17 protein-coding genes are annotated in these 22,498 nt (G+C 70.0%); 13 read left to right on the top strand and 4 right to left on the bottom strand.

Annotated features, from left to right (window positions below; translation table 11 throughout):
- The first annotated feature begins 95 nt into the window (after positions 1-95).
- The 10 genes from VFZ09_RS29940 (at position 96) to VFZ09_RS29895 (ending at position 8,910) form a co-directional block, all read left to right on the top strand.
- Positions 96-1,262: a hypothetical protein gene (locus VFZ09_RS29940; RefSeq protein ID WP_329731112.1), complete on the top strand. Its 1,167-nt coding sequence runs from the start codon at positions 96-98 to the stop codon at positions 1,260-1,262.
- Positions 1,259-2,248: a hypothetical protein gene (locus tag VFZ09_RS29935; RefSeq protein ID WP_329731111.1), complete on the top strand. Its 990-nt coding sequence runs from the start codon at positions 1,259-1,261 to the stop codon at positions 2,246-2,248. Before VFZ09_RS29940 ends, VFZ09_RS29935 begins: the two co-directional genes overlap by 4 nt.
- A gap of 156 nt (positions 2,249-2,404) precedes the next feature.
- Positions 2,405-4,063 (top strand): peptide ABC transporter substrate-binding protein, encoded by a 1,659-nt coding sequence (locus tag VFZ09_RS29930; RefSeq protein ID WP_329731110.1) that lies wholly within the window; start codon positions 2,405-2,407, stop codon positions 4,061-4,063.
- 3 nt (positions 4,064-4,066) lie between these two features.
- Positions 4,067-4,951 carry an ABC transporter permease gene (locus tag VFZ09_RS29925; protein ID WP_329731109.1) on the top strand — a complete coding sequence of 295 codons (885 nt, stop codon included), beginning with the start codon at positions 4,067-4,069 and terminating at the stop codon, positions 4,949-4,951.
- Entirely contained in the window at positions 4,948-5,763 is an 816-nt protein-coding gene (locus VFZ09_RS29920) for an ABC transporter permease (RefSeq protein ID WP_329731108.1), read from the top strand. Before VFZ09_RS29925 ends, VFZ09_RS29920 begins: the two co-directional genes overlap by 4 nt.
- Positions 5,764-5,863: 100 nt before the next feature.
- A complete protein-coding gene (locus tag VFZ09_RS29915) occupies positions 5,864-6,319 on the top strand; it encodes a response regulator (RefSeq protein WP_329731107.1) in 456 nt (151 codons plus the stop codon).
- Between the two features lie 80 nt (positions 6,320-6,399).
- A complete protein-coding gene (locus VFZ09_RS29910; protein WP_329731106.1) occupies positions 6,400-6,945 on the top strand; it encodes a YqgE/AlgH family protein in 546 nt (181 codons plus the stop codon).
- On the top strand, positions 6,945-7,202 hold the full coding sequence (locus tag VFZ09_RS29905; protein WP_329731105.1) for a BolA family protein: 258 nt from the start codon (positions 6,945-6,947) through the stop codon (positions 7,200-7,202). The genes VFZ09_RS29910 and VFZ09_RS29905 overlap by 1 nt, the downstream gene beginning before the upstream one ends.
- 15 nt (positions 7,203-7,217) lie before the next feature.
- Positions 7,218-7,535 carry a Grx4 family monothiol glutaredoxin gene (gene grxD / locus VFZ09_RS29900; protein ID WP_329731116.1) on the top strand — a complete coding sequence of 106 codons (318 nt, stop codon included), beginning with the start codon at positions 7,218-7,220 and terminating at the stop codon, positions 7,533-7,535.
- Positions 7,536-7,617: 82 nt separating this feature from the next.
- Positions 7,618-8,910, top strand: coding sequence for a sigma 54-interacting transcriptional regulator (locus VFZ09_RS29895; protein ID WP_329731104.1), 1,293 nt, complete (start codon positions 7,618-7,620; stop codon positions 8,908-8,910).
- Here VFZ09_RS29895 and VFZ09_RS29890 read toward each other — a convergent pair.
- Positions 8,880-11,879, bottom strand: a complete 3,000-nt coding sequence (locus tag VFZ09_RS29890; RefSeq protein WP_329731103.1) for a protein kinase domain-containing protein — start codon at positions 11,877-11,879, stop codon at positions 8,880-8,882. The two genes, VFZ09_RS29895 and VFZ09_RS29890, sit on opposite strands and share 31 nt — an antisense overlap.
- Positions 11,880-12,490: 611 nt before the next feature.
- Between VFZ09_RS29890 and VFZ09_RS29885 the strand changes: the two genes are divergently transcribed.
- Entirely contained in the window at positions 12,491-13,762 is a 1,272-nt protein-coding gene (locus VFZ09_RS29885; protein WP_329731102.1) for a DUF2914 domain-containing protein, read from the top strand.
- 2 nt (positions 13,763-13,764) lie between these two features.
- Positions 13,765-14,265 carry a hypothetical protein gene (locus VFZ09_RS29880; RefSeq protein ID WP_329731101.1) on the top strand — a complete coding sequence of 167 codons (501 nt, stop codon included), beginning with the start codon at positions 13,765-13,767 and terminating at the stop codon, positions 14,263-14,265.
- Here the strand turns inward: VFZ09_RS29880 and VFZ09_RS29875 are convergent.
- Positions 14,262-15,791 (bottom strand): aminopeptidase P family protein, encoded by a 1,530-nt coding sequence (locus VFZ09_RS29875; protein ID WP_329731100.1) that lies wholly within the window; start codon positions 15,789-15,791, stop codon positions 14,262-14,264. The two genes, VFZ09_RS29880 and VFZ09_RS29875, sit on opposite strands and share 4 nt — an antisense overlap.
- Positions 15,792-15,948: 157 nt before the next feature.
- On the opposite strand from VFZ09_RS29875, the gene VFZ09_RS29870 reads away from it, so the two are divergent.
- Positions 15,949-19,677 carry a protein kinase domain-containing protein gene (locus tag VFZ09_RS29870; protein ID WP_329731099.1) on the top strand — a complete coding sequence of 1,243 codons (3,729 nt, stop codon included), beginning with the start codon at positions 15,949-15,951 and terminating at the stop codon, positions 19,675-19,677.
- On the opposite strand, the gene VFZ09_RS29865 is transcribed toward VFZ09_RS29870, so the two are convergent.
- The gene (locus VFZ09_RS29865; protein ID WP_329731098.1) at positions 19,648-20,397 is read right to left on the bottom strand and encodes a 16S rRNA (uracil(1498)-N(3))-methyltransferase; all 750 of its coding nucleotides are present in this window, start codon (positions 20,395-20,397) and stop codon (positions 19,648-19,650) included. The genes VFZ09_RS29870 and VFZ09_RS29865 overlap by 30 nt on opposite strands.
- A 117-nt stretch (positions 20,398-20,514) precedes the next feature.
- Entirely contained in the window at positions 20,515-22,329 is a 1,815-nt protein-coding gene (locus tag VFZ09_RS29860) for a hypothetical protein (RefSeq protein WP_329731097.1), read from the bottom strand.
- Between the last annotated feature and the right edge of the window lie 169 nt (positions 22,330-22,498).

Genomic DNA, 22,498 nt, shown 5'->3' with positions numbered 1-22,498 from the left:
GCGAGACGGATTCATTGTAGGAGTTCACTCTCAGTGTTCCTGTGCGCCGGAGCGTTCCTTCCTGGCTGTTCACCGCAGGTGCGTGGAGTGGCTTCATGAATCGTTCACCTTCGACTTCCTCCACCCCGCTGCATGGGGTTGCTTCGTTCTTCGTCCGCTCGTTGCTCCTGGGGCTCCTCGTGGTGGGAGGCGCTGGCTGCGATGCACGCGATCCGGGCGCGCTCAAGGCGGTGAACATCGGGTTTCCACCGGGCGCCCGCGGCCTGGGCGCGCTCGCCGTTTCGCCCGAGGGGCGTCCCTTCGTGCTCATGTCCTCCAGCTCGTCCAGCGCGTTGTGGGAGCTCGAGGGGTCGCTGGAGGAGGACACCCAGGTCTGGGTGCGGCGCGAGCTGGCCGTCACGCCGCAGGATCTCCTCGGCTTCGTGGAGGGGGTGGGCCTCATCGGCTACGCCTTCAGCGGGGACCGCCCCGTCTACCTCGGCATCACCGACGAGGGGGCCACGCCATTGGCCAGGTGGGTGGACGGCACGCCGGTCCTGCCCTTGTGGGTGTCGGAGAACGGCACGGTGCTCGGTGTGTCGAAGCTCGCCTACCCGCAGTCGCGGCTGCTGCGCCTCGCGCCGGGAGCGTCGGCGTGGGAGGAGATTGCCGGCACGGAGCCGAGCTTCGGGATGGGGACGGTCATCGCGAGCGCCGTCCTGCATCCCAATGGGAAGCTCTATGCCACCAATGGCTCGCGCATCTTCGAGCTCCCGACGGACCTGTCGGGCGCGACGAAGCTGTTCGACTGCGACACGCGCGAGCTCGGCTCCTGCGGGGTGAGCTCGCGCCTCGTCCATGGGGGCATCCGGCTCGCCGGGGATGGCACGCTGACGATCGCCATGGCCAACGACGAGGTGGAGTTGTACTCGTTCCGGCCGGGCGACCGGCGGCTGACGAAGCGCGCGGTGGTGCGCTCGCCCATCAATGAGCAGTCGTACTTCGGCAGGGCCCAGGGCCTGGTCGTCGACCGCAAGGGCAACGCCTATGTGGTGATGCGTACCGAGCAGGTGGGGGGAGAAGGGCATGTGCTCGCCCACCGCCCCGGCGCCGCGCAGACCGAGTGGGTGACGGTGGTGACCGGGCTGCCTCGCGTGCTGCACCTGCAGATGGACCAGAAGGACGGCATCTGGCTGTGGGACAGCAGTGACAGCTACACGGGCCTGTGGAAGCTGGTGCCCTCGTCGACGCAGTGCCCCCGGTGCGGAGAGACCGAGCCATGAGCGCCTCTCGCTTCTGGAGTGGATGGGGGCTGGTGGTGTTGCTTTCCGGGTGCGGATTGAGCGGGCCCAAGCCCATCGACCTGACGGCCCTCGAGGAGCTCGCGTCGTTCAAGACCTCGTCCTCGCCCACGGGCTCCGCTTTCGACGTCGAGGTGCTCGAGGACCTCGCCTTCGTGCGCGACAGCTATGGCTTCCAGGTGTACCGCCTCCACTCCGGCCTCGACGCGGAGAATGTGGCGAGCGCGCGTGTGGAGCCCCAGTCTCCGCAGGGCAGCAACCACCTCGCCGTGAAGAAGGGGCTGGTGGCGCTGGGCCATGGCTCCCGCGTGGTGCTCTTCGCGTACGAGGAGGGGACTCCGCCCCGGCAGATCTCCGCGGTCCAGGTGGGCAGCACCGGGGTGGGCCAGCTCGTCTTCGACGGGAACTGGCTCTACTTCGCCAACCACGACACGGGCGTGCGCCGCATGGATGTGTCGGATCCGCTGGCGCCCGGCTTCCCGGAGACCGTCACGCCAGTCCATGCGCAGTCCATCCTGCTCGCGGGAGGGAAGCTGTACGCGGGCGGTGCCAATGGGTTGACCATCGTCTCGCTGGAGGGGGGGCTGCGCACGCTCGGAAGCGTGAAGGTCCCGATGATGAGCGACCTGGTGCTGTACGAGGGCCGGTGGCTGTACGGCTCGGTCGGTGATGTGGGGGACTTCGCCGTCATCGACGTGGCGGACCCGGCGGCGCCTCGGGTCGTGTCTCCGGGCTACGGCTCGGGGGTCAATGCCAATGGCATGCTGCTCCATGGCTCGCAGCTCATCGTGGCCGCCAACAACGGGCTCCTGCGCGACCATGACCTGAGCAAGCCCGAGGAGCCGGTGGAGCGGCACTACGAGATACCGGTGAAGCGCTACCCCACGTCGGTGACCTTCGACATGGAGCTGGCGGGAGAGTTCCTGCTGCTCGCGCACCAGCAGGGGTTCTTCGTCTTCCGATACTGAGGGCCTGTTCGTCCCAGGGGTAGACCCTCACCCCGGCCCTCTCCCAGAGGGAGAGGGCTAGGGTGAGGGTGTTTCCTCGCTCGGTGGTCGCATGCCGCACTGTGGGCGCGGTACAACCCCGCCTCCGTGGCTCCGCGCTCGTTCCGACTCGCCTTGATGCTCGTCCTGGTCCTCGTGGCCGGAGGCTGCCGTTGTGGCTTCCAGCCCGACCCTGGCGTCAAGGTCGTCGTCCCCGCGATGCCCACCACGCTCGACTGGAGCTACTCGGACCCCCATAGCTGGGCCAACTACCCCGTCATGCTCGCCACCCAGCGCGGGCTCACCACGCTCGCGCCGGACCACTCCGTCCAGCCCGGGCTCGCCGAGCGTTGGGAGCGCTCCCGCACCGCCACCGGCCAGGAGGTCTACACCTTCCATCTCCGCCAGGACGTGCACTGGTCCGATGGTGTCACCCCCCTCACCGCCCAGGACTTCGTCATCGGCTGGCACCGCGCCCTCCAGGGCCGCGAGCGCGGAGAACTGGCCGACCTCGCCGGATCCGATGAGGTGCTCGACCTCCAGGAGAAGGGCGCTCCCCCCGAGCAGTTGAAGGCCGCCCTCGCTCGCACCGGCGTCGAGGCGCTCGACCCGCACACCCTCCGCGTCACCCTGGCCCGCCCGCGCAATTACTTCCTCGCGCGCCTCGCCAACGTGTACCTCTTCTTCCCCGCGCCCTCCGCCGTGCTCGCCGGCAAGACCGAGGAGCAGGTGCGCGACTACTTCGACCGGCCTCGCGAGGGCCACCCCCTGGCCCTCGGCCCCTACCGCGTGGAGAACTGGGACCGCGCCGGGGAGCGCGTGCGGCTCGTCCACAACCCGCACTCCGCCTTCCAGCCGCCGCTCGCCCCCGGTGAGCGCCCGGCGCCCGTGCTCACCCTCCTGAAGTCCGAGATCGGCCCCGCCCTCTACGAGCGCGGCCGCGTGGACTTCGTCTTCGTGGACAGCGCCGTGGCCCTCCAGGGCCGCCGCCCGGAGGACCTCCAGCGCGAGCCGCTCCTCTCCACCTACTTCCTCGCCATCAACACCGAGCGCCCCCCGCTCGACCGGCCCGAGGTGCGCCGCGCCCTCTCCCGCGCCATCGACCGCGAGGCCCTCATGAAGGGGCTGCTGCCCGCCGCTCGTCCCAGCCACGTCCTCCTCCCGCCCGAGTTGCCCGGCGCCGCTTCTCCCGAGGAGGCCGCGCGCCTGCCCCACTTCGACCCCGAGCGCGCCCGCGCGGAGCTCGCCAACGTCCCCGGACTGGACCGGCCGCTGCGGCTCGTCTACCGCTCGGGAGATTCCTTCGTGCCCGAGGTGGCCATCGCCGAGCGCCTCGCCGCGCAGCTCGCCGCCGTGGGGGTGAAGGTGACGCTGGATGCGCGCTCGGACTTCTCCGCCGAGGTGGCCCGCCGCTCCGCCGAGGGTCCTCGCGCCTACGATCTCTACCTGCGCCGCCTCGGCGCCGACTACGCGCACCCCAACACCTTCTTCACCCTCTTCGAGCGCACCGGCCTCCACCAGACGGGCTGGGAGACGCAGCAGGGCGGCGAGCCCATGGACCGCTTCGAGCGGCTCCTCGACGAGGCCGACGCCGAGCCCGACGAGGCCCGCTCGCGCGCCCTCTACGTCCAGGCCCAGGCGGTGCTGCTCGACGAGATGGCCGTCATCGCGCCGCTCTACCACCCGGACCGCTACTTCCGGACGCGGGCCTCCCTGCGCGGCGTGGACGTGGACCCCTTCAACTTCCTCTCCCTGCGCGAGCTGCGGCTGGGCCCGGCCCCCGCGGAGGTGCACTGAGCCATGCCTCCCGCGCTCCTGCGTCTCGGCCGGCAGCTGGTGCTCGTGCCCATCGTCGCCATCGCGTCCTACTTCCTCATGGCCGCGCTGCCCCTCACCACCGCCGACGACGCCAAGCGCCAGGTGGCTCCCGAAGTGCTCGCCTCCTACCGGAGGGATCTCGGCCTGGGACAGCCGCTCGGCTTCCTCCGCCCCTGGGAGAAGCTCTTCCGCGGCGAGCGCCTGGGCACCAGCGCCCAGGGCATCACCGGGGACGAGCTGCTGTGGAAGCTCTCCGGCAGCGTGGGCGTGGGACTCGTGGCCCTGGTGCTCGCGCTCGGGTGGGCCCTGGCCTTCGCGCTGCTCCGGGCCCGCTGGCGGCGCAGCCGGCTCTCCGTGCTCGGTGACGCGCTGCCCGCAGCGGCCTTCGGCACCCCCGTCTTCATCCCCGCGCTGCTGCTCGCCCCCGCCGTCGTGGAGCGTGGCCACCTGCTGCCCGAGCTGAGCGCCGCGCTCGTCATCTCCGTCTGGCCCGGCATCTTCCTCGGCACGCTGGTGGCGGATGCGCTCGACACCGAGCTGGCCCGCGACTACGTGCGCACCGCCCTCGGCAAGGGCCTGTCCCCGCGCGCCGTGCTGTGGCGCCACGTGCTGCCCAACGTGCTGCCCGCGCTGCTCGACGCCGTGGGCCCCGTGGCCACCGCGCTCCTCGCCGGCTCCTTCGCCGCCGAGCGCGTCTTCGGCCTGCCGTACTTCGGCCAGCTCTACGTCCTCGCCGTGCTGCAGAAGCAGGTGGCCGTCGTCGTGGTGGCCACCACCGTCTTCGCCTCGCTGCTCGTCCTCGTGGGCCTCGCCGTGGAGCTCGTGCGGCTCCTCGTGGACCCTCGCGCCCGGGAGGCCCGCTCATGAGCGCCCACCGCATCCCCACGCGCGCCTGGGTGGGCCTCGTGCTGCTCGTGGGCCTGGGCCTCGCGAGCTGGCTCGCCGGCCGTGTCTTCCCCGAGGCGCTCGCCCACACCTGTCCCCTGGGCATGGACCCCACCCACCCGGACCGCTCCGTGTGCGAGCTGGCCTTCGGCGGCCTCTGGGTCTCCCTGGCCATCGGCCTGACCGCGGGCGCCCTGTCCACCGTGCTGGGGCTCGGCGTGGCCATGAGCGCCCGGGCGGCGGGCGGCACGGTGGAGCACTGGGTGCTGCGTGCCGTGGACGCCGTCTTCGCGCTGCCGGACGTGCTGGTGGTGATGGTGCTCCAGCTCGCCGGCCAGTCCGTGCTGGACGCGGGCCACGCGGGCGGATTGGGCCCCTTCGGCCTCATGGTGGTGTCCCTGGCCCTGGTGGGCTGGGCGGGCCCGGCGCGCATGTTCCGCAACCGCCTGGCCACCCTGGAGGGCCAGGAGTTCATCGCCGCCTCGCGCGCCCTGGGCGCCGGCCGCTGGCACCTGCTGCGCGTCCACCTCTGGCCCGCCCTGCGGCCCTTCGTGCTCGCCGTCTTCCTCAGCCGCCTGCCGACCGCCATCCTCACCGAGTCCACCGTCAGCTTCTTCGGCATCGCCCGGATGGAGCCCATGTCGCTCGGCCGCTACCTCGGCACCAGCTACGCGGCCCTCATCTACGAGGGCGGCGCCCGCGTGGTGCTGCCCGCCTGGGGGCTCCTGGTGCTCCTCGTGCTCGGCGCCTCGCTCTCCTCCCAGGCACTCGGGGCAGGGACGCGCCGCGCCTGAGGGGAGCGGCGGTTCGCCCTTCCGTACGTGGCGAGTGTGGAATTGCGGGCAGTGCGGTGGACGTTGGAACCACACGAACCCCCATCCCACGAAGGTTGCCATGTCCATCGTCAACGAGGAGCTTCCCATCGCCACGGGTCACGCCCGCTCCAAGACCCGGGACGAAGACAGCCTGAAGCTGGAGCCCGTCCGGGGCACCGTTCTCATCGTCGAGGACGACCCGGCCCACCGCGAGCTGCTGGTGGAGCTGCTCACCCAGTGGGGGTACGCCCCGCTCCCCGTGGGCAGCGCCGAGGAGGCCGAGTTCGCCGTGCGCAACAAGCGCATGGACGCGGCCATCGTGGACGTCTTCCTGCCGGGACGCAGTGGCACCAACCTCATGGCCCGCTTGCGCGAGAAGTTCCCCCAGGCCGTCCTCATCGGCGTGAGCGCCATGAGCGATGCGTCCATGGCCCGCAAGTGCAAGGGGCTGGGCGCGGATCTGTTCATCGGCAAGCCGCTGGCCCCGGAGAAGCTCGCCCAGGCGCTCCAGTCCCGGCACACCAGCTGGCACTGAGCGAGCACCCCTCCGGCCTCCAGTCCAGGAGGGGTACGATTCGGTTGCGCGGAGCGGGGGAAGGGCCGACACTTCCCTCTGTGCAGACTCTCGCTCCTGGCCTCCTGGTGGCCATGCCACAACTGACGGACTCGAACTTCCGCCGCTCGGTCATCCTCATGCTCGAGCACGGCGAGGGCGGGTCCATGGGTCTCATCATCAACCGCGGGGCCTCGCTGACGCTGGGGGAGCTGGCCAAGAACCAGTCCCTCGCCATCGCCCCCGAGCGGGTGAACCAGCCCGTCTTCATGGGCGGCCCCGTGGAGAACCACCGCGGCTTCGTCCTCCACAACGTCGAGACCGTGGAGGAGAAGCACGAGGTGGTTCCCGGCCTCTTCCTGAGCCTCACGCTGGACACGCTCGGACCCCTGCTGAAGGATCCCTCGGCCCACCTGCGCTTCTGCCTGGGCTATGCCGGTTGGGGCGCCCAGCAGCTGGAGAGCGAGATCTCCTCGGGCTCCTGGCTCTATGCCGAGGCCTCCGCCCGGCCCGTACTGGAGGGAGACCCTGGCATGCTCTGGGAGAACACGCTCAAGAGCATGGCCGTGGATCCCGCGATGCTCTTGAAGGGGAAGGGACTGAACTGATGCTTGATCCAGATGCCATCCGCGAGCGGATTGCCGGCGCGCTGCCCGGCTCGGAAGTGGACGTGCGCGACACCACGGGGACCGGAGACCACTTCGAGGCCCGCGTGGTGAGCCCCGCCTTCGCGGGCAAGTCCATGGTGGAGCAGCACCAGCTGGTGTATGCGCCGCTGCAGGACTGGCTGAAGACCGGCGAGCTGCACGCGCTCGCCCTGAAGACCTACTCGCCCGAACAGTGGAAGAAGTTCGGCAATCGCTGACGAGGTAATGGAATGATGACTCCCGAGTTGAAGGCGCGTTTCGACGAGGCCGTGCGCAACAACAAGATCGTCCTCTTCATGAAGGGCAACGCGATGTTCCCGCAGTGCGGTTTCTCCGCGCGTGCGTTGCAGATCCTCCAGCAGCACGGGCAGGTGCACACGGTGGACGTGCTGGCGGACCCCGAGGTGCGCCAGGGCATCAAGGAGTACAGCAACTGGCCCACGATTCCCCAGGTGTTCATCAACGGGAAGTTCGTGGGGGGCTCGGACATCCTCATGGAGCTGGAAGAGCGCGGCGAGCTGGCGGAGATGATCGCCGGCAAGGCGCCGTGAGTCCGGCGTATTCGTCCAGGGGGACCCGCCGGGTGCCCAGAGGAGCCTGGGGCGCGTGAGGGCGGAGGAGGGAACGAATCCCATGGAAGAGGGGACCGGGCGGCTCAAGCTGCGGTCCCACAGAATCCGCATCGAGGCCGTCAAGGGGCCCGATGCGGGCAGGAGCGCCGAGCTTCCCGGGCTCTCGGTGAGTATCGGGAGCGGCGGGGACTGCGACTTCGTCCTGACGGACCCGACGGTCAGCCGGCTCCACCTGTACCTGCGCATCGAGAAGGATGCGCTCCGGGTGAGTGACGCGGGCAGCCGCAACGGCACGTGCATCGATGGCACGCAGGTGCGCGATGCCTACGCCCGGCCGGATTCACTCATCACCCTGGGCGGGACGACGCTGCGCCTGCGCATGCTCGCCGACGTGGTGGAGCTGCCGATCTCCTCCCGCGAGGCCTTTGGCCAGCTGCTCGGCCGGAGCATCGCCATGCGCCGCGTGTTCTCGCTGCTGGAGCGGGCCGCTCCCACGGACGTCACCGTGCTGCTGGAGGGCGAGACGGGGACCGGCAAGGAGTGGGCCGCCATCGGCCTGCACCAGGAGAGCCCGCGGGCCGAGGGGCCCTTCGTCGTCTTCGACTGCTCCGCCGTGGCCCCCTCGCTCATCGAGAGCGCGCTCTTCGGGCAGATGCGGGGCGCCTTCACGGGCGCGACGGTGGAGCGCCCGGGCGTCTTCGAGGAGGCCCACGGCGGGACGCTCTTCCTGGACGAGGTGGGCGAGCTGCCCCTGGAGTTGCAGCCCAAGTTGCTGCGCGCGTTGGAGTCGCGCGAGGTGCGGCGCCTGGGCGGCAGCGGCTCGCGGCGGGTGGACGTCCGGGTCATCGCCGCGACGAACCGCTCCCTGCTCCAGGACGTGGACCGGGGCCGCTTCCGCGAGGATCTCTACTACCGCCTGGCGGTCATCACCGTGCGGATGCCGCCCCTGCGCGAGCGTCTCGAGGACATCCCGCTGCTCGTCCGGCACTTCGAGAAGGGACGCACGCCGCTGCCCGGGAGCGTGGTGGATGCCTTCTGTGAGCAGAGCTGGCCGGGCAACGTCCGGGAGTTGCGCAACGCGGTGGAGCGCGCCCATGCGCTCGGCCCCCCGGAGCCCGCGGAGCCCGGTGCCAGGGCGGGCCCTGCTCCCGGCGCGCTGGGGGTGGATCTCTCCGAGCCGCTGCTCTCCGGGCGGCAGCGCGTCGCGGAGGCCTACGAGCGGGAGTACATCGAGCGCGCCCTGAAGGAGACGGGCGGCAACGTCTCGCGCGCCGCCGCGCTGGCGGGGGTGGGGCGCAAGTTCATGCAGCAGGCCATGAAGCGTCACGGGCTGCGCGGCGGCGGCGAGGACTGACGGGGCGTGCTCGCGCCGCGGCACAGGCCCTCGCCCCCCGCGCGGTACAGGAGCGCGACCTCGGTGGGCGTCAGGACGCGGTTCCACAAGGCCACCTCGTCGAGGTGGCCGTTCCACTGGCCCGTCTCGCTGGAGGAGCGGCTGCCGAGGCGCAGGGGCCGGCCGTTGTCGAGGCTTCCGGAGCGCAGGGTGGGATCGAACCGGGCCACGGCCCGGCCGTCGACGTAGAAAGTCCCTCCGTCGGGCGCCAGACGGTCCACCGTCACCGTGACGAGGTGCCAGGCGCCATCGGCGACGAAGTGCCCGGACCAGTAGTTGGTGCAGGAGACGGAGGGGTGCATCCTGCACCGGCCGGAGCCCTGTCCATCCGCGAGCTGGAAGCTCAGCCGGCCGCGGTAGAGGAACAGGCAATAGCCGCGCGTGGGGCCCGCGGCGGTGTCCTCCTGCTCGAGGCGCTTGTCGAGCACCACCCGTATCTCGCGGGTATCGGTGGTGCGCAGCCACGCGCTGACGGAGAAGGCACCGCGGCCGAAGTCGAGCGCGGCGGAAGCGGGCGCCTCGAGGTAGCCGCCGTCCAGGGCGAGCCCGTCGCGGACCCGGCCCGTCACGGTGCGGGAGGCGCCGGAGGTGCGGCCGGGGAGGGCGGCTCCCAGCACGGCGCCCGGGTCCGGCGCGTCGAGCGGGTACCAGGCCACCAGCCCGGCGGGTGGGGGGAGGCACCGGCGCTGCCCGGACTCGTGCGGGGAGGACGGGTTCTGCCGGGTGATGAAGAGCTCCGCCTCTCCCGTGTTCGTCAGCGGTGGCCCTTCCAGCGCGAGGGTCCGCTCGAAGGTCCCCGCGAGGAGGATGCGGCCCCATGGGTCCACGGCCACGCTCCGCGGCACCTGCTGGCCGGGGCCCGTGCCGTGGCGGAGCGCGAGGATGCGCCCGTCCGGCTCGAGCTCGAGCAGGAAGAGATCCATCTCCCCCCCGCCTTCCCGGAGCGTCCCGGTGACCACGAGCCGGCCCTCCGGGGCGGCGGAGAGGCTCGCGGGGAAGGCCCGCTCCAGGCCGTCGAGCCGCTGACGCCGCAGCGGATGGCCCCAGGACGTGAACCAGTGCGCGGACAGTCCGGGCCCGGCGCCGGGAGCCTCTGCTTCCCGCCGCAGGACGACGACCTGCCCCTGTGCGTCGAAGGTGGCGAGCGCCGGGGCCCCGCTTCCCGCGCCGTCGAGCCGCTGGCTCCAGAGGTGACGCCCGTCCGCGCCGAAGAGGGCCACGACATGACTCCAGGCCTCCGGGGCGCCGGGCGGGGGTTGTCCACCCGGCCCGGGGCCGCCCTCGGTGGCGCTGGTGAGGACGATGGTGCCCGACGCATCCACGGCGAGGGTGAGGGGGGACTGGCTCCGCGCGTCGCCGAAGCGGTGGCTCCACAGGGGCTGGCCCTCGGGGGAGAAGCGCGCCAGGAAGACATCCGTGTGGCCCTGGCTGACGAGCGCTCCCGGGCCGAAGTCGATGGCGCCCCGGAAGTTTCCGGCCAGCACGACGCCTCCCCCGGGGTGGGCGGCCAGGGCGACGGCGTGCTGCTCACTGGCGTCGCCGAAGCGGCGGCTCCACTGCGTCCGTCCGTCCGGGGACAGGCGGGCGAGGAAGACGTCGGAGCCCGCGGGGTTGAAGAGGGGGTGGCCGTCGAGGTCCAGGGCATCGACGAAGTGTCCGGCGATGAAGACGTGCTCCTCGGCATCGACGACGAGGGTGGTGGCCTGCTGCACCCCGCTATCGCCGAAGCGCCGGCTCCAGCGGGGCCGCCCATCCGGGGCGAGCCGGGCCACGAAGACATCGTCGTTGCCCGCGCTCACCAGCGGCCCGAGGCCGAAGTCGAGGCTCCCCTGGAAGGCCCCGGCGGCGAACACGTCCCCGCGGGCCCCGGACGCGAGGTGGATGTATTGACGCCGTCCGGTGCTTCCCAGATTCCGGCTCCAGGCGGGGCCCGTCAGGTCCGGGGCGAAGGGTGCCCCCGCCACCGGGCGCGGGCGAGGGGCCGGAGCCGGTGGGGCGCGCCAGAGCACGGCGGCTCCCAGCCCCAACAGCAGCAGCGCACCCGGAAGGCCCCACGGCGGCCCTGGACGCCGCCGGGGGCGGGAGGGCGTGGCGAGCGCGGTGGCCAGCTCGTGGGCCGTCGGCCTCCGCTCGGGCTGGCGCTCCAGGCAGCGCGCCACCCACCCGAACAGCTCGTCCCGTCCCCGGGCGAGCGCCTCTCCGGCGTGCGGCACGTCTCCGGTGAGCAGCTCGTGCAGCAGCACCCCCAGCGAGTAGATGTCGCTGGCGTAACCGGCGTCGCGGCCGGCGAGCTGCTCGGGAGACGCATAGCGGGGCGTCATCGGCGCGAGCCCGGGGGTGGAGGAGTCCCAGCCCTCCCAGAGTGCCCGGGTGATGCCGAGGTCGACGATGACGGGCTCGTGGCCACCGCGCAGCCGGACGTTGGAGGGTTTGAGATCCCGGTGCACGCCGCCCGCGGCGTGGATGGCGGCCAGCCCCCGGGCGAGCCCCACGCCCAGCCGCCTCACCTGGTCCGGCTCGAAGCGGCCCGCATCGAGGCGCTCGCGCAGGGAGGGGCCGTCGATGAACTCGAGCACCAGGCAGGGCAGCCCCGCGTGCCGCACGAGGGTGGGCTCGAGGGCGCGCACGACGTGGGGCGAGGGGCCGATGGCCTGGACGCGGCACAGCAGCGCCAGCTCCCGCTGCTCGAACCTGTGCACGACGTCCGGGTGGGTGGCGAAGTGGGGCCGGAGCACCTTGAGGGCCACCCGTCTGGGAGGCGCCCCCGTCAGCTCGAGCGCCGCCAGCACCCAGCTGAACGTCCCTTCTCCCAGCGGGTATTCGATGGCATAGCGCCGGGCCACGACGTCGCCGGGGCCGAGCGGGCACGGCTCCTTCCGGGCCATCTGCTCATCGCCCGCCGTGGCGGTTCTCTCGTTCGCGGCAGACATGCTTCACACCGGGTCGCGGTCACTCCTCGGAGACACGCGCCCAGGGCGGGCCTCACCCATACTCCGAGTATAGGTGGGGCGGGGCGGGACGGCCAAGGTGTGATGCGGCCCGGCGCCAGGGCGCCTCGCTGAATCCGAGTGGAGGCAGTGCGGCGGGGGAGGTGGCTCCAGGTGGATGCAGTTGGCGGCCCTCCGGGCCCGTTGTCCGGGTCCAGGCTCGCTGGAGACACCGTCTTCCCCGGCGGCGTCCGTGGCGGCACGTCGATTGCTCACTCACGCACATCTCTCCAGTCACGTCCAAGGAGCATCATCGCGTGCACGCAGCCAGATGGAGCCACCCACCTGTTGCGCGATGGGCGGGTGCTGGCCGTTGGAGGATTCAAGCCGGTAAACCCACGGCCTGCAGTGGGGGGGGGGGAGACACGCCGGGCCCTGTCCTTTGCCTCGGGGGGGGAGGAAGGACAGGGCCCGGCCGTGGCTCCTGGAGACGCGCTCGACGATGGGACTCGGGTGGCCCGGCCGACCGCTGGACGGGATGGCGGCCGGCCTTCCCCCTCCCCGAGGGAGCCAGGAAGGGACATCCCGAGGCGGCTCCCCTACAATCCGGGGACGTGGCGATCGAGACATCTCCTCCACAGGAAACGGCGGCTCCCCCCGAGCCGGTACGGGAGACGCCTGGGCCCGGGGTCCCGCTCTACGTGGTCTCCGAGGCGCCCGCCGTCCACGTCCCGTCCGAGGTGCTGGCGGAGGAGACACCCACCCTGAAGCAGCGGGTGCGGGACTTCCGGGCCCGCCATGCGAAGTGGGAGCTGGCGCTCTTCTTCTTCGCGAGCTTCGCCTACGACATCGCCACGCTGCGGCGCATCGACAACTGGCTCGTGCTCACCAAGCAGGGCCTGTTCCTCGGGGTGCTGGGCCTGCTGCTGCTGGTGGAACTGCGCTGGAGTTGGGACGCGGAGCCGCCCCGGTGGCTCGCCCGGGTGTGGCGCTTCCGCGAGGACGCGCTGCACTTCTTCCTCGGCGGCCTGCTGAGCCCCTACACCCTCTTCTATTTCAAGAGCGCGTCCGGACTGACGGCGTTCCTGTTCCTCACGGCCGTCTTCGGGCTGCTGGTGGCCAACGAGCTGCCGCGCTTCCGGGCGCTGGGGCCCGTGGTGCGCGTGGGGCTCTTCAGCTTCTGCCTCACCTCGTACTGCGCGTACCTGCTGCCCGTGGTGCTCGGCTACTACAGCGGGACGCTGTTCATGGCCTCCGTGGGCCTGTCCTGCGCGGCCACGCTGCTCATCACCCTGCTGGTGGGGCTGTGGAGCGGGGACCGGCGGCGCACGCTGCGGCACGTGGCGCTGCCGGGGCTCGGCATCCAGGGGCTGCTGGTCGCGCTGTACCTGCTGCGGGCCATTCCCCCGGTGCCCCTTTCCATGCTCTCGAGCGGCATCTACCACGGCGTGGAGGTGGTGAAGGGCCCCAGGGGCAAGGACTACCGGCTGCTCCACGAGCGCGCCGGGTGGCGGCTGTGGGAGCGCGGGGACCAGGACTTCCGCGCGCGCTCCGGCGACCGGGTGTACTTCTTCGCCAGCGTCTTCGCCCCCACGAGCTTCAAGCCCCAGCGCGCGGGAGACCGGGGGACGCGGCTCGTCATCCGCTGGTACTACGACGACCCCGAGAAGGGCTGGACGCAGTTCCACGCCTACGACGACCTGTACCTGGAGCAGGGCGGGCGCGAGCGGGGCTTCCGGACGTTCGCGTACGTGACGAATCCTCGGCCCGGTGACTGGCGCGTCGCCATGGAGACCGAGGACGGGCGGGAGATCGGCCGGCTGTCCTTCACCGTGACGCCCGATGACTCCACGGCGCCGCGCGAGTTCAAGGTGGACGCGGGGTGAGGATGCGCTCGACCCTTCTGGTGCTCACGGTGCTCGTGGGTCTTCCCGGCCTCGCGCGAGCCCAGGCCGCGACGCCGTACCACCCCCGGATCGCGGGCGTGCCCATGACCTGCACGTCCTCGCGGGGCGAGCCGGTGGCCTTCGTGCCGAACACCTCGCTCGCCGATGTGGGGCTGTGGTTCTCCGGGTGGCCCGGCGTTCCCGCGCACGTCGAGTACAACCCCGGCCTGCTGGCGCGATTGCCGCCGAAGGTGCAGCTCTTCTGGTTCGGCCATGCGTGCGCGCACGCGGGGCCCGGGGAGAACCCCGGCGAGGAGGGGGCGGACTGCGCGTCCATCCAGCTCCTCAAGCGGCAGGGGCTCGTGTCGCGCGCGCAGGTGGGCGAGCTGCAGTCCTACTTCTCGAGCGTGCCGGTGGGGGTGCCCTGGGGTCATCGCCCAGGGCCCGACCGCGCCCGGCTGCTGCTCGCGTGCTACGACCGCGGCCCGCAGCCGAAGCGTTAGCGCTTCTCGCTCCAGATCTGCTTCATCCAGTCCTCGATGTCCCTCGGCTCGCGGGGGATGTCCTCGGACAGGACGCGGCAGCCCGTCTTCGTCACGAGCACGTCGTCCTCGATGCGCACGCCGATGCCCCGGTACTTCGCCGGCACCGTCAGGTCGTCCTTCTGGAAGTACAGGCCCGGCTCCACCGTCAGCACCATGCCCGCCTTCAGCTTGCCGTACTTGTACGCCTCCTGCCGCGCCTGCGCGCAGTCATGCACGTCCAGGCCCAGCATGTGGCTGACGTTGTGCAGCGAGTAGCGCTTGTAGAACTGGTGCTCCTCCTTCAGCGCCTCCTCCGGCGTCGTCTTGAGGATGCCCAGCTCGTACAGGCCCTCGGCCAGCACCTTCATGGCCGCCCGGTTGGGCTCCATGAAGTCGTTGCCCGGCTTCACCGCGGCGATCGCCTGGTTCTGCGCCTCCAGCACCAGCTCGTAGATCTCCCGCTGCTCCTTGGAGAACTTGCCCGAGATGGGCAGCGTGCGCGTGATGTCCGCCGTGTAGAGGCTGTTGCCCTCCACGCCCGCGTCCAGCAACAGCAGCTCGCCCTTCTTGATGTCACCGTCGTTGCGCGTCCAGTGCAGCACGCAGGCGTGGTGGCCGGCCGCGGCGATGGTGCCGTAGCCCACGTCGTTGCCCTCCACCCGCGCGCGCAGGTTGAAGACGCCCTCCACCTCGCGCTCGTTCCGGGCCGCCTTCAGCCGGCGGATGACGTCCTCGAAGCCCCGGTGCGTGGAGTCGATGGCCGTCTCCAGCTCGCGCACCTCCAGCTTGTCCTTGATGAGCCGCATCTCGGACAGCGCCGTGGCCAGCTGCTTGTCGCGCTCGGCGTGCTCCGTCACCGCGCCATCCACCTGGGCGGACATGCCGCGCAGCACGCGCGTGGGGATGACGGCCGCGCCCTTCAGTCCCTCCAGGAAGCCCGGAAGCTCGGGCAGGCCGCGGGCCTCGTGCACGCCGAAGCGCGCCTGGCTCTCCTTCACGCCCAGCCGCGGACCCACCCACAGCTCGCCCTTGATGCGGTCCGTGAAGAAGGTGGAGTCGCTGCGGCCCGGGTTGGGCTCCACGAAGAGGATGTCCGTGTGGCCACCGCCCTCCTTCGGCTGGAGCACCAGCACGCAGTCGGGCTCCATGTTGCCCGTCAGGTAGTAGAAGTCCGTGCCCGGCCGGAAGCGGTAATACGTGTCGTTGGCGCGCACCTTCTCGTGGCCCGTGGGAATGACGATCGTCTCGCCCGGGAAGAGCTTGGACAGCTCCCGGCGCCGGCCCTCGAAGACCTCGGCATGCTTCATCTTCGGGGGAGGCTTGCCTGCCTGGGGCTTCCACCCCTGCATCATGAAGTCGAGCAGGGCGGGGGGCGCCACCGAGTCATGTCCGGCGGGCTTCGCCTTCGACTCGGACTCGGGGGTGACGAGGGGCTGCTGCTCGGGCACCTGCTCCTGCGCGGTGACCGCGACGGCCTGGGCTCTGGTGGGGGTCTTCTTCGCCATGGGAGTGACTCTTCAACAACCCATCACGCCCCTTCAAGCCCGATGCACCAGGTCTTCCGCGCAGTGTCCGCCCCACGGTGGTGCTCGCTCTCCCGCTGAATCGTGTTATTCCTCGTGTCCCTGGCTTCCCGTGAGCCGGGGGACGTGCGGCCTCGTGATGAGCGACGAAGAGCAGACAGCGGTCATCGACAGCAGCCGGGGGTTGCTCTCCAGCGGCACCCTGGGCTCGCTGGACAACCGCACACCCATCACCCTCCCGGGCATTGCCATCGCCGAGCGGCGCTCGCTGGAGCCGGGAATGCGGGTGACGGGCCGCTACCTCATCCGCGAGCAGCTGGGCGAGGGCGGCATGGGCCGCATCTGGCTCGCCGAGGACGAGCAGGAGCAGCGCCGCGTGGCGCTCAAGGTGATGCAGCTGCCCGCGGGCCTGCCCCCCGCGAAGATAGAGGAGCTCGTGCTGATGTTCCGCCACGAGTTCTTCGCGATGAAGCGGCTGCAGCACCCGGGCACCCTCAAGGTGTTCGACTGCGGGCTGACCGAGTCGGGCCACCGCTACATCACCATGGAGGCGGTGGACGGCCAGGACCTGAGCCGGCTGGCGCGCGAGCAGGTGCTCGACACCCGCACCCTCTACCGCATCCTCATCCAGATGGCGCAGGTGCTGGCCTTCATCCACTCGCGCCTCTACGTGCACTGCGACATCAAGGCCAGCAACGTGCGCATCACCAGCTCCGGCGCGGTGAAGCTGATGGACTTCGGGGTGATGCACCAGCTGGGCACGCCGGGCTCCGGCCGCCTCAAGGGCACCCTGGAGTACCTCGCCCCCGAGTGGCAGCGCGGCGCCAGCATCGACGGGCGCGCGGACCTGTACTCGCTCGGGGTGATGGCCTTCTTCCTGGCCACGCGCCAGCTGCCCTTCAAGAAGCGCGACACCCCGGCCTCGCTGCTCGCGGACCACCTCACCCGCCTCCCGCCGCGGCCCTCCAGCATCTGCCCGGTGGATCCGCACCTGGAGGAGATCATCCTCGTGCTGCTCGCCAAGGACCCCCGCGAGCGCTTCCAGGATGCCTCCGAGCTGTTGTCGGCGCTGTGCCACGCCAGCGGGGAGCCGCTGCCCGAGGAGCCACTGGCGGCTCGCGCCAGCTACCTGCACGTCCCGGAGGTGGTGGGGCGGAAGGCGGAGCTGGAGCTGTTGCTGCGGGCGCTCCAGAAGGCCGGAGAGGGCGAGTCCCGCGCGGTGCTGCTGGGAGCGCCCGCGGGCGTGGGCAAGTCGCGCCTGTTGCAGGAGCTCGAGCTGCAGGCCCAGCTCGCGGAGATCCCCGTTGGGGTGGGGCACTGCCGTGCGGAGGGCCTGGCGCCGTTGGCTCCCGTGGGGCAGGCGCTGCGGATGCTGGTGCCGCGCACCCCGGCCGAGCTGCTGGAGCGGCTGGGGCCCCTGCTGGGCAAGCTGGTGCCGTCGCTCGCCACCGGGCCGGTGCCCACCTTCCGGGACGCGGGCGCGGAGAAGATGGCCGTCTTCGGGGCCCTCGCCGAGTGGCTCCAGACGCTGGGCCACCAGTGCTCCTTCGTCCTGTGCCTCGAGGACCTGCAGTGGGCGGACGCCGCGTCGCTGGAGGTGCTCAATGTCATCATCCGCGCGCTGCACCAGACGCGCGGGATGGTGGTGGCCACCTTCCGCTCCAACGAGCTGAACCGGCTGAGCCTGGCCTTCGAGACGGTGGACGAGGGGCTCACCTCTCGGCTGGAGCTCTCGCCGCTGACGGCCATGCACCTCGAGGACCTGGTGAGCCTGGTGCTGCCCGGGCTGGACGTGCCCGCGGGCTTCGTGGCCCGGCTGCACGCCACCACCGGCGGCAATGCCTTCTTCGCCAGCGAGTGTCTGCGCATGCTGGTGGAGGAGGGCGCCCTGCGGCGGGTGGGCGGCCGCTGGAGCGCGGTGGAGAACCTGGAGGAGCGCGCGCTGCCGGGGAGCATCCAGGAGACGGTGCTGGCGCGGCTGGCGACCCTGCCCCCCGAGCGGGTGGCGCTGCTGCGGCGGCTGGCTCCGGCGGGGCGCAGCCTGGAGCTGCCCCTGGTGCGCGCGCTGGCGGAGCTGCCCGAGGTGGAGTTGTTCCAGGCGCTCGACGAGCTGGTGGAGCGGCAGTTCCTCCAGCGCGTGGAGGGCCGCTGCGTCTTCACCCACGACACCGTGCACGAGTCGCTGCACGAGAGCACTCCGGAGGTGGCGCGGCGGGCCCACCACGGGCGCATCGCGGAGATCCTCCAGCAGTTGGGAGGCAACCGGCCGGGCGTGGCGCGGGCGGTGGGCTACCACTTCACCCGCTCGAACGAGCCGCAGCGCGCCGTCCTCCCGCTGCTGCGCGCCGGGCAGGCCTCCATCGAGGCCAAGGCCCTGCTGGATGCCACGCTGGTGTTGAAGGAGGCCGCCGCGCTGCTGGAGACGGGCCCCCGCACGCCCGAGCGCATGGAGCAGCTCATCCGCACCTGGGTGACGCTCATCGAGATCGGCTACGTGAGTGATCCGCCCACCTCGCTGCTCTACGCGGAGAAGCTCTTCGCCCACTGGGCGGCCACGGTGGACCTGGGCGCGGGCCGGCGGGAGGCGCTGGCTCGACTGGCGGAGGCATCCGCGGCCCCCGAGGCCGAGCGCCACGAGGCGTTGCGGCGCGTCATCCGGGAGATTCCGCTCGAGGCGCGCATGGCGCCCGCGGACGTGTTCTGGAAGCAGGCGGAGCTTCAGATATTGCAGAGCATCGCGATGGCCATCATGGGCCGCACGGCGGAGTTCCACGCGCTGCTGGAGCGCGTGCAGGCCGAGCACCCGGTGGAGTCGCCCTACCGCTCCGGGGCCCTCATCGCGAGGGGCGCGCTCAGCTCTCACACCGGGCGCTTCGCGGGCGTGGTGGAGGCGCAGCGCGCGGAGGTGGACCGGCTGCGGGCCCTGCGCGACGCGGTGACACATCCGCCCCGGCGCCTGGCGTGGGCGCTCGGCATGGGCTGCTACTTCCTGAACATGAACCTTGCCCTGCGCGGTGAGCCGCTCGACGAGCTGGCCACGCAGGACGGGTTCGACGTGGCGGACACCTACGGCTTCACCGACATCCGCATCTACCACCTGCAGTCGCAGATCGTCCGCGCGTCCTTCATCGGCGATGCCACCGCCTTCGTGCCGCCCTTCAGCGAGAAGCAGGAGCTCATCCGGCTGCTGGGCCACCCGCGCCTGCCGGAGCGCAACCTCGCCATCTACACGCCGCCCTACTACCTGGAGCGCGGCGAGCACGAGCTGGTGGCCGCGGTGGTGGCCAAGGGCGAGCAGCTCTCCCAGGTGCTGCCCGGGGACCGCTGGCTGAAGCTGTACGTGCGGGTGTACTCGGCGTGCCGGGATGTGCTCTTCGAGGACGCGGCCGCCGCGCGCGAGTCGCTGCCCAGGGCGCTGGAGGCCGCGCGCGCGGGGGACTTCCGGATGGAGACGCTGGTGCGCGTCTACGAGTCGCGCTTCGAGCTCGCCCAGGGCCGTCCGGACGCCGCACGCGAGGCCGCGGAGGCAGCGCTGCGGCGCTCCCTGGAGCCGGTGCTCGCCAATCCGTTCGATGAGATCCTCTCCCGCCGCGCGCTGGCGCCGCTGGTGCCCGGGGAGGAGGGAGCGGCGCACCTGGCCCGAGCGCTCGCGCTGGCCGAGGCCACGGGCAACGTGTTGCAGGTGGGGCTGGTGAACCTGGCCCTGGCGGAGCGGTGGCTGGAGGACGCGCCCGACAAGGCGGATGCGGCGCTCGACGTGGCGGAAGGGGCCTTCCTCGCCGTGAGGGCGGGCGTGCTGCTGCCGCGCCTGGACAGCCTCCGGACGGCCACGACGCTCCTATGCCGTGCGCGCGGCGTCCTCCCGTAGCAGCGCGAGCTGACCGAGGAGCACGGGGACGGCCGTCTCCACCCGGAGGATGCGCGGGCCGAGCGAGAAGGGCCGGAAGCCGTGGGCCTCCAGCAGCTCGGCCTCGAAAGGTACCCAGCCGCCATCCGGTCCCACGGCCATCATCACGCGCGGTGCCGTCTGGACGCCCACCCGGTGCAGGGGTTGGGACGCGGGCGGGTGGGGGAGGAGCCGGAGGGCCTCGGTGCCGAAGAGGGCATCCAGCTCGTCCTCGACGAAGGGGCGGAAGCGCTCGCGGATGAGCACCTCGGGGAGCCGGGTGTCGCGGGCCTGCTCGAGGCCCTGGAGGAGGAGCTCCTCGACGAAGCCGGGGGCCAGCACCTTGGAGTCGAAGTAGCTCTTCTCCACGCGCGCGGCGTTGACGAGCACCACTCTGTCCACGCCGAGCTGGGCCACCGCCGGCAGCACGCGTTTGAGGGCCTTGGGGCGGGGAATGGCGAGCAGCAGGTCCACGCCGGCCCTCGGGGGAGGCGGGTCGGTGAGGGAGACGCGCAGACGCAGCAGGCCCGGGGTGTTCTCCAGCACCTCGCCGGTGCCCACGAGCCCACCGAGTCTGCCCACGCGCAGCGTTTCACCGGGCTCGGCGCGGAGCACCTCGCGGGCGTGCTGGGCCCGTCGGCCCGTCATCTGGACGGTGCCATCGGGGAGGAAGTCGGAGTCCTGGAGGAGCAGCAGGTTCAAGGGGCGCTATAAAGTACCATCCATTTTCCTGTTGGCAACGGGATGGCGATGGCAAAAAGCAGATGCTGAAATGAATTTACTAGAAGATTTCCAGTGTTGATGAGTGCGTGCTTGGGATCATAGCCGTCTAGGTCCGAAGCATTCAGCAATGATGTGGCCAGAGCTATCAGTCCTCGCCGATATGCAATCGGATTCTAAATGTCGTGGCCAATTGCTGCGCACTCTTCCTATCACATGCAGGTCGGGTGAACAAACTAACAGGTTCGAACCAGTGGGCTCGCGAATGAGTCGGAGCGGCGTACTCAGTTCGGGAACGAGACTGTCGTTCACCCACTCAACCTCTAAAGATTCCTCGGTATAGTGCCACTCAAGATTGACTTCCCGATGGAGGTCCTTCTGGTACTCGTTCCAAATGACGCGCTCACCTGGGTCCTCCCAGTAGCCTTGTGCACTCACGATAGGACTGATACGAGCAAGCCAGTCCTTGAGGCCATCTGCATTTGAGAAGTCGCCCGGCATATCGGCGAGAAGCCGCAAAGCCATATTTCGGGAGGGGAGACCTCCTTGGAGAAGTAGCGCGGCCTGAAGCGATGGGACACCATACGTCAAAGTTCGAGCTGTATGGCCGGACAGGACTTTGGCGAACTTCTTGTCGTAGGTCACGGCATGGGCACGAACAGCCTCAACGGCCCAAACCATTCGGTAGACGATTCCATCTTGAATGAATCTGATGCACCTGTCTCCATGTTTGTCAACCATTGAGCCAAGTGCAGTGCCGCGTACCCAATCGCCGACGACAGTCTCCCATTTGTCTGGTCTCTCCTTTGTCGAAGTCGAGAAGGTTGGTACCTGCATGAAGAAGCGAGTGAGGTAGAGTATGTTCTCTATTGCGGCCTCAATGTCGCCACCTGCTAAAGTAGCGTCCGCGAGTTCTAGTTTCTCCGCGAGAGCGGCAATGTTGGCATCGAGCAGGCTTCCAGCGTTGTAGCCCACGCCAGCCGAGAAGAACGCACGCCGCTGTTCGGTGTTGGTTTTTTCCCATAGCCATAACGCGCGATTTTTTAGAAGTGCGTCAAGCGCGCCTTGCAGAGATGATTGTTCGCGTTCTATGTGACGCCGCCAAAGCGAGCTACTAAGTACTGCATCTAGTTCTTCCGCGACGTTTTCGGGAGCGCAGTCCAACTGCTCCACGGAGGCGAAGATGGCCATATCGAGGTCGTCGAGCAGTTGTGTGCCGGTAATCTCCTGACCGTCATCCTCCTCGTTGTGCTCATCGCCCTCTTTTTTGTTGTCCTCGTTAGCACCTTCGGCTGCTCGGCTGTACCACGGAATTGCTGTGCTGCTATTCGTTTCTTCCCAAAAACTTGTGGTATTCAGGATGTATTCTTCAAGATCCTCCCATGAGCAGTCATTCATCAGATGCTTGCGGAGCCGAGAGGCTAATTCCCCTACCAGTTCAACGAGACCGCTTTTCAGTTGGCGGGAGCGTGATGCGGCGAGCAGGTTGGTGAATTCGCCTGTCTTCCTTTTTAGCGCTGTCGGCTTGGTGTCAAAGATTGGGTAGATGGTAAGGCCATCAAGGTCTACGAATGCTCTTCCGGAACGGCCCATGACGTTGGCCAATTCCTCAGGGGGAATTGTGAGAGGTTCTGTGATGAATTTTTGGCCTTTTTTGACTTTTCGCGATCCACGGTAGAGGGATCGAAGGATTAGAGCGCTGCAAGAAAGGTCAATGCCCTGCGCGAGTGTCGGCGAGGCGAGCGCGACTTTCAGAATTCGAGAGCTTAGCAGTGACTCTACTTCTGACAAAAATGCTCGTGGAAGTCCACCGTGGTGAACAGCCACGCCGTTGCGCAGTGCGCACACCGCAACGTGCTTTTCGCCGAGCCATTCCTTTCCGATCGCAATCGCTCGATCCAGTTGGAGTTGCAATTTTTCTAGTTGTTCGGGCGATGCATTGATCCCGCCTTATTCACCAGAAGGGCTGGAGGGTGACCGGAAAAGAAGGGTGACGCGCCTGACCTCCCGAGTGGTAGAGGGGTGTTGTTCAGACAACCACCACCAAACGGCAGGAGGCGCGTCATGGGTGAAATCCTCACCG

This window comes from Archangium sp., assembly GCF_036277355.1.
Classification (GTDB): domain Bacteria; phylum Myxococcota; class Myxococcia; order Myxococcales; family Myxococcaceae; genus Archangium.
Note: the sequence above shows the minus strand (reverse complement) of the source record. Positions and strands in the feature narration are given on the sequence as shown.

Excerpts from the sequence above, each read along its gene's own strand:
- VFZ09_RS29940 (WP_329731112.1), top strand. The coding sequence starts at position 96 with ATGAATCGTTCACCTTCGACTTCCTCCACCCCGCTGCATGGGGTTGCT.
- VFZ09_RS29935 (WP_329731111.1), top strand. The coding sequence starts at position 1,259 with ATGAGCGCCTCTCGCTTCTGGAGTGGATGGGGGCTGGTGGTGTTGCTT.
- VFZ09_RS29930 (WP_329731110.1), top strand. The coding sequence starts at position 2,405 with ATGCTCGTCCTGGTCCTCGTGGCCGGAGGCTGCCGTTGTGGCTTCCAG.
- VFZ09_RS29925 (WP_329731109.1), top strand. The coding sequence starts at position 4,067 with ATGCCTCCCGCGCTCCTGCGTCTCGGCCGGCAGCTGGTGCTCGTGCCC.
- VFZ09_RS29920 (WP_329731108.1), top strand. The coding sequence starts at position 4,948 with ATGAGCGCCCACCGCATCCCCACGCGCGCCTGGGTGGGCCTCGTGCTG.
- VFZ09_RS29915 (WP_329731107.1), top strand. The coding sequence starts at position 5,864 with ATGTCCATCGTCAACGAGGAGCTTCCCATCGCCACGGGTCACGCCCGC.
- VFZ09_RS29905 (WP_329731105.1), top strand. The coding sequence starts at position 6,945 with ATGCTTGATCCAGATGCCATCCGCGAGCGGATTGCCGGCGCGCTGCCC.
- grxD (WP_329731116.1), top strand. The coding sequence starts at position 7,218 with ATGACTCCCGAGTTGAAGGCGCGTTTCGACGAGGCCGTGCGCAACAAC.
- VFZ09_RS29895 (WP_329731104.1), top strand. The coding sequence starts at position 7,618 with ATGGAAGAGGGGACCGGGCGGCTCAAGCTGCGGTCCCACAGAATCCGC.
- VFZ09_RS29890 (WP_329731103.1), bottom strand. The coding sequence starts at position 11,879 with ATGTCTGCCGCGAACGAGAGAACCGCCACGGCGGGCGATGAGCAGATG.
- VFZ09_RS29880 (WP_329731101.1), top strand. The coding sequence starts at position 13,765 with ATGCGCTCGACCCTTCTGGTGCTCACGGTGCTCGTGGGTCTTCCCGGC.
- VFZ09_RS29875 (WP_329731100.1), bottom strand. The coding sequence starts at position 15,791 with ATGGCGAAGAAGACCCCCACCAGAGCCCAGGCCGTCGCGGTCACCGCG.
- VFZ09_RS29870 (WP_329731099.1), top strand. The coding sequence starts at position 15,949 with ATGAGCGACGAAGAGCAGACAGCGGTCATCGACAGCAGCCGGGGGTTG.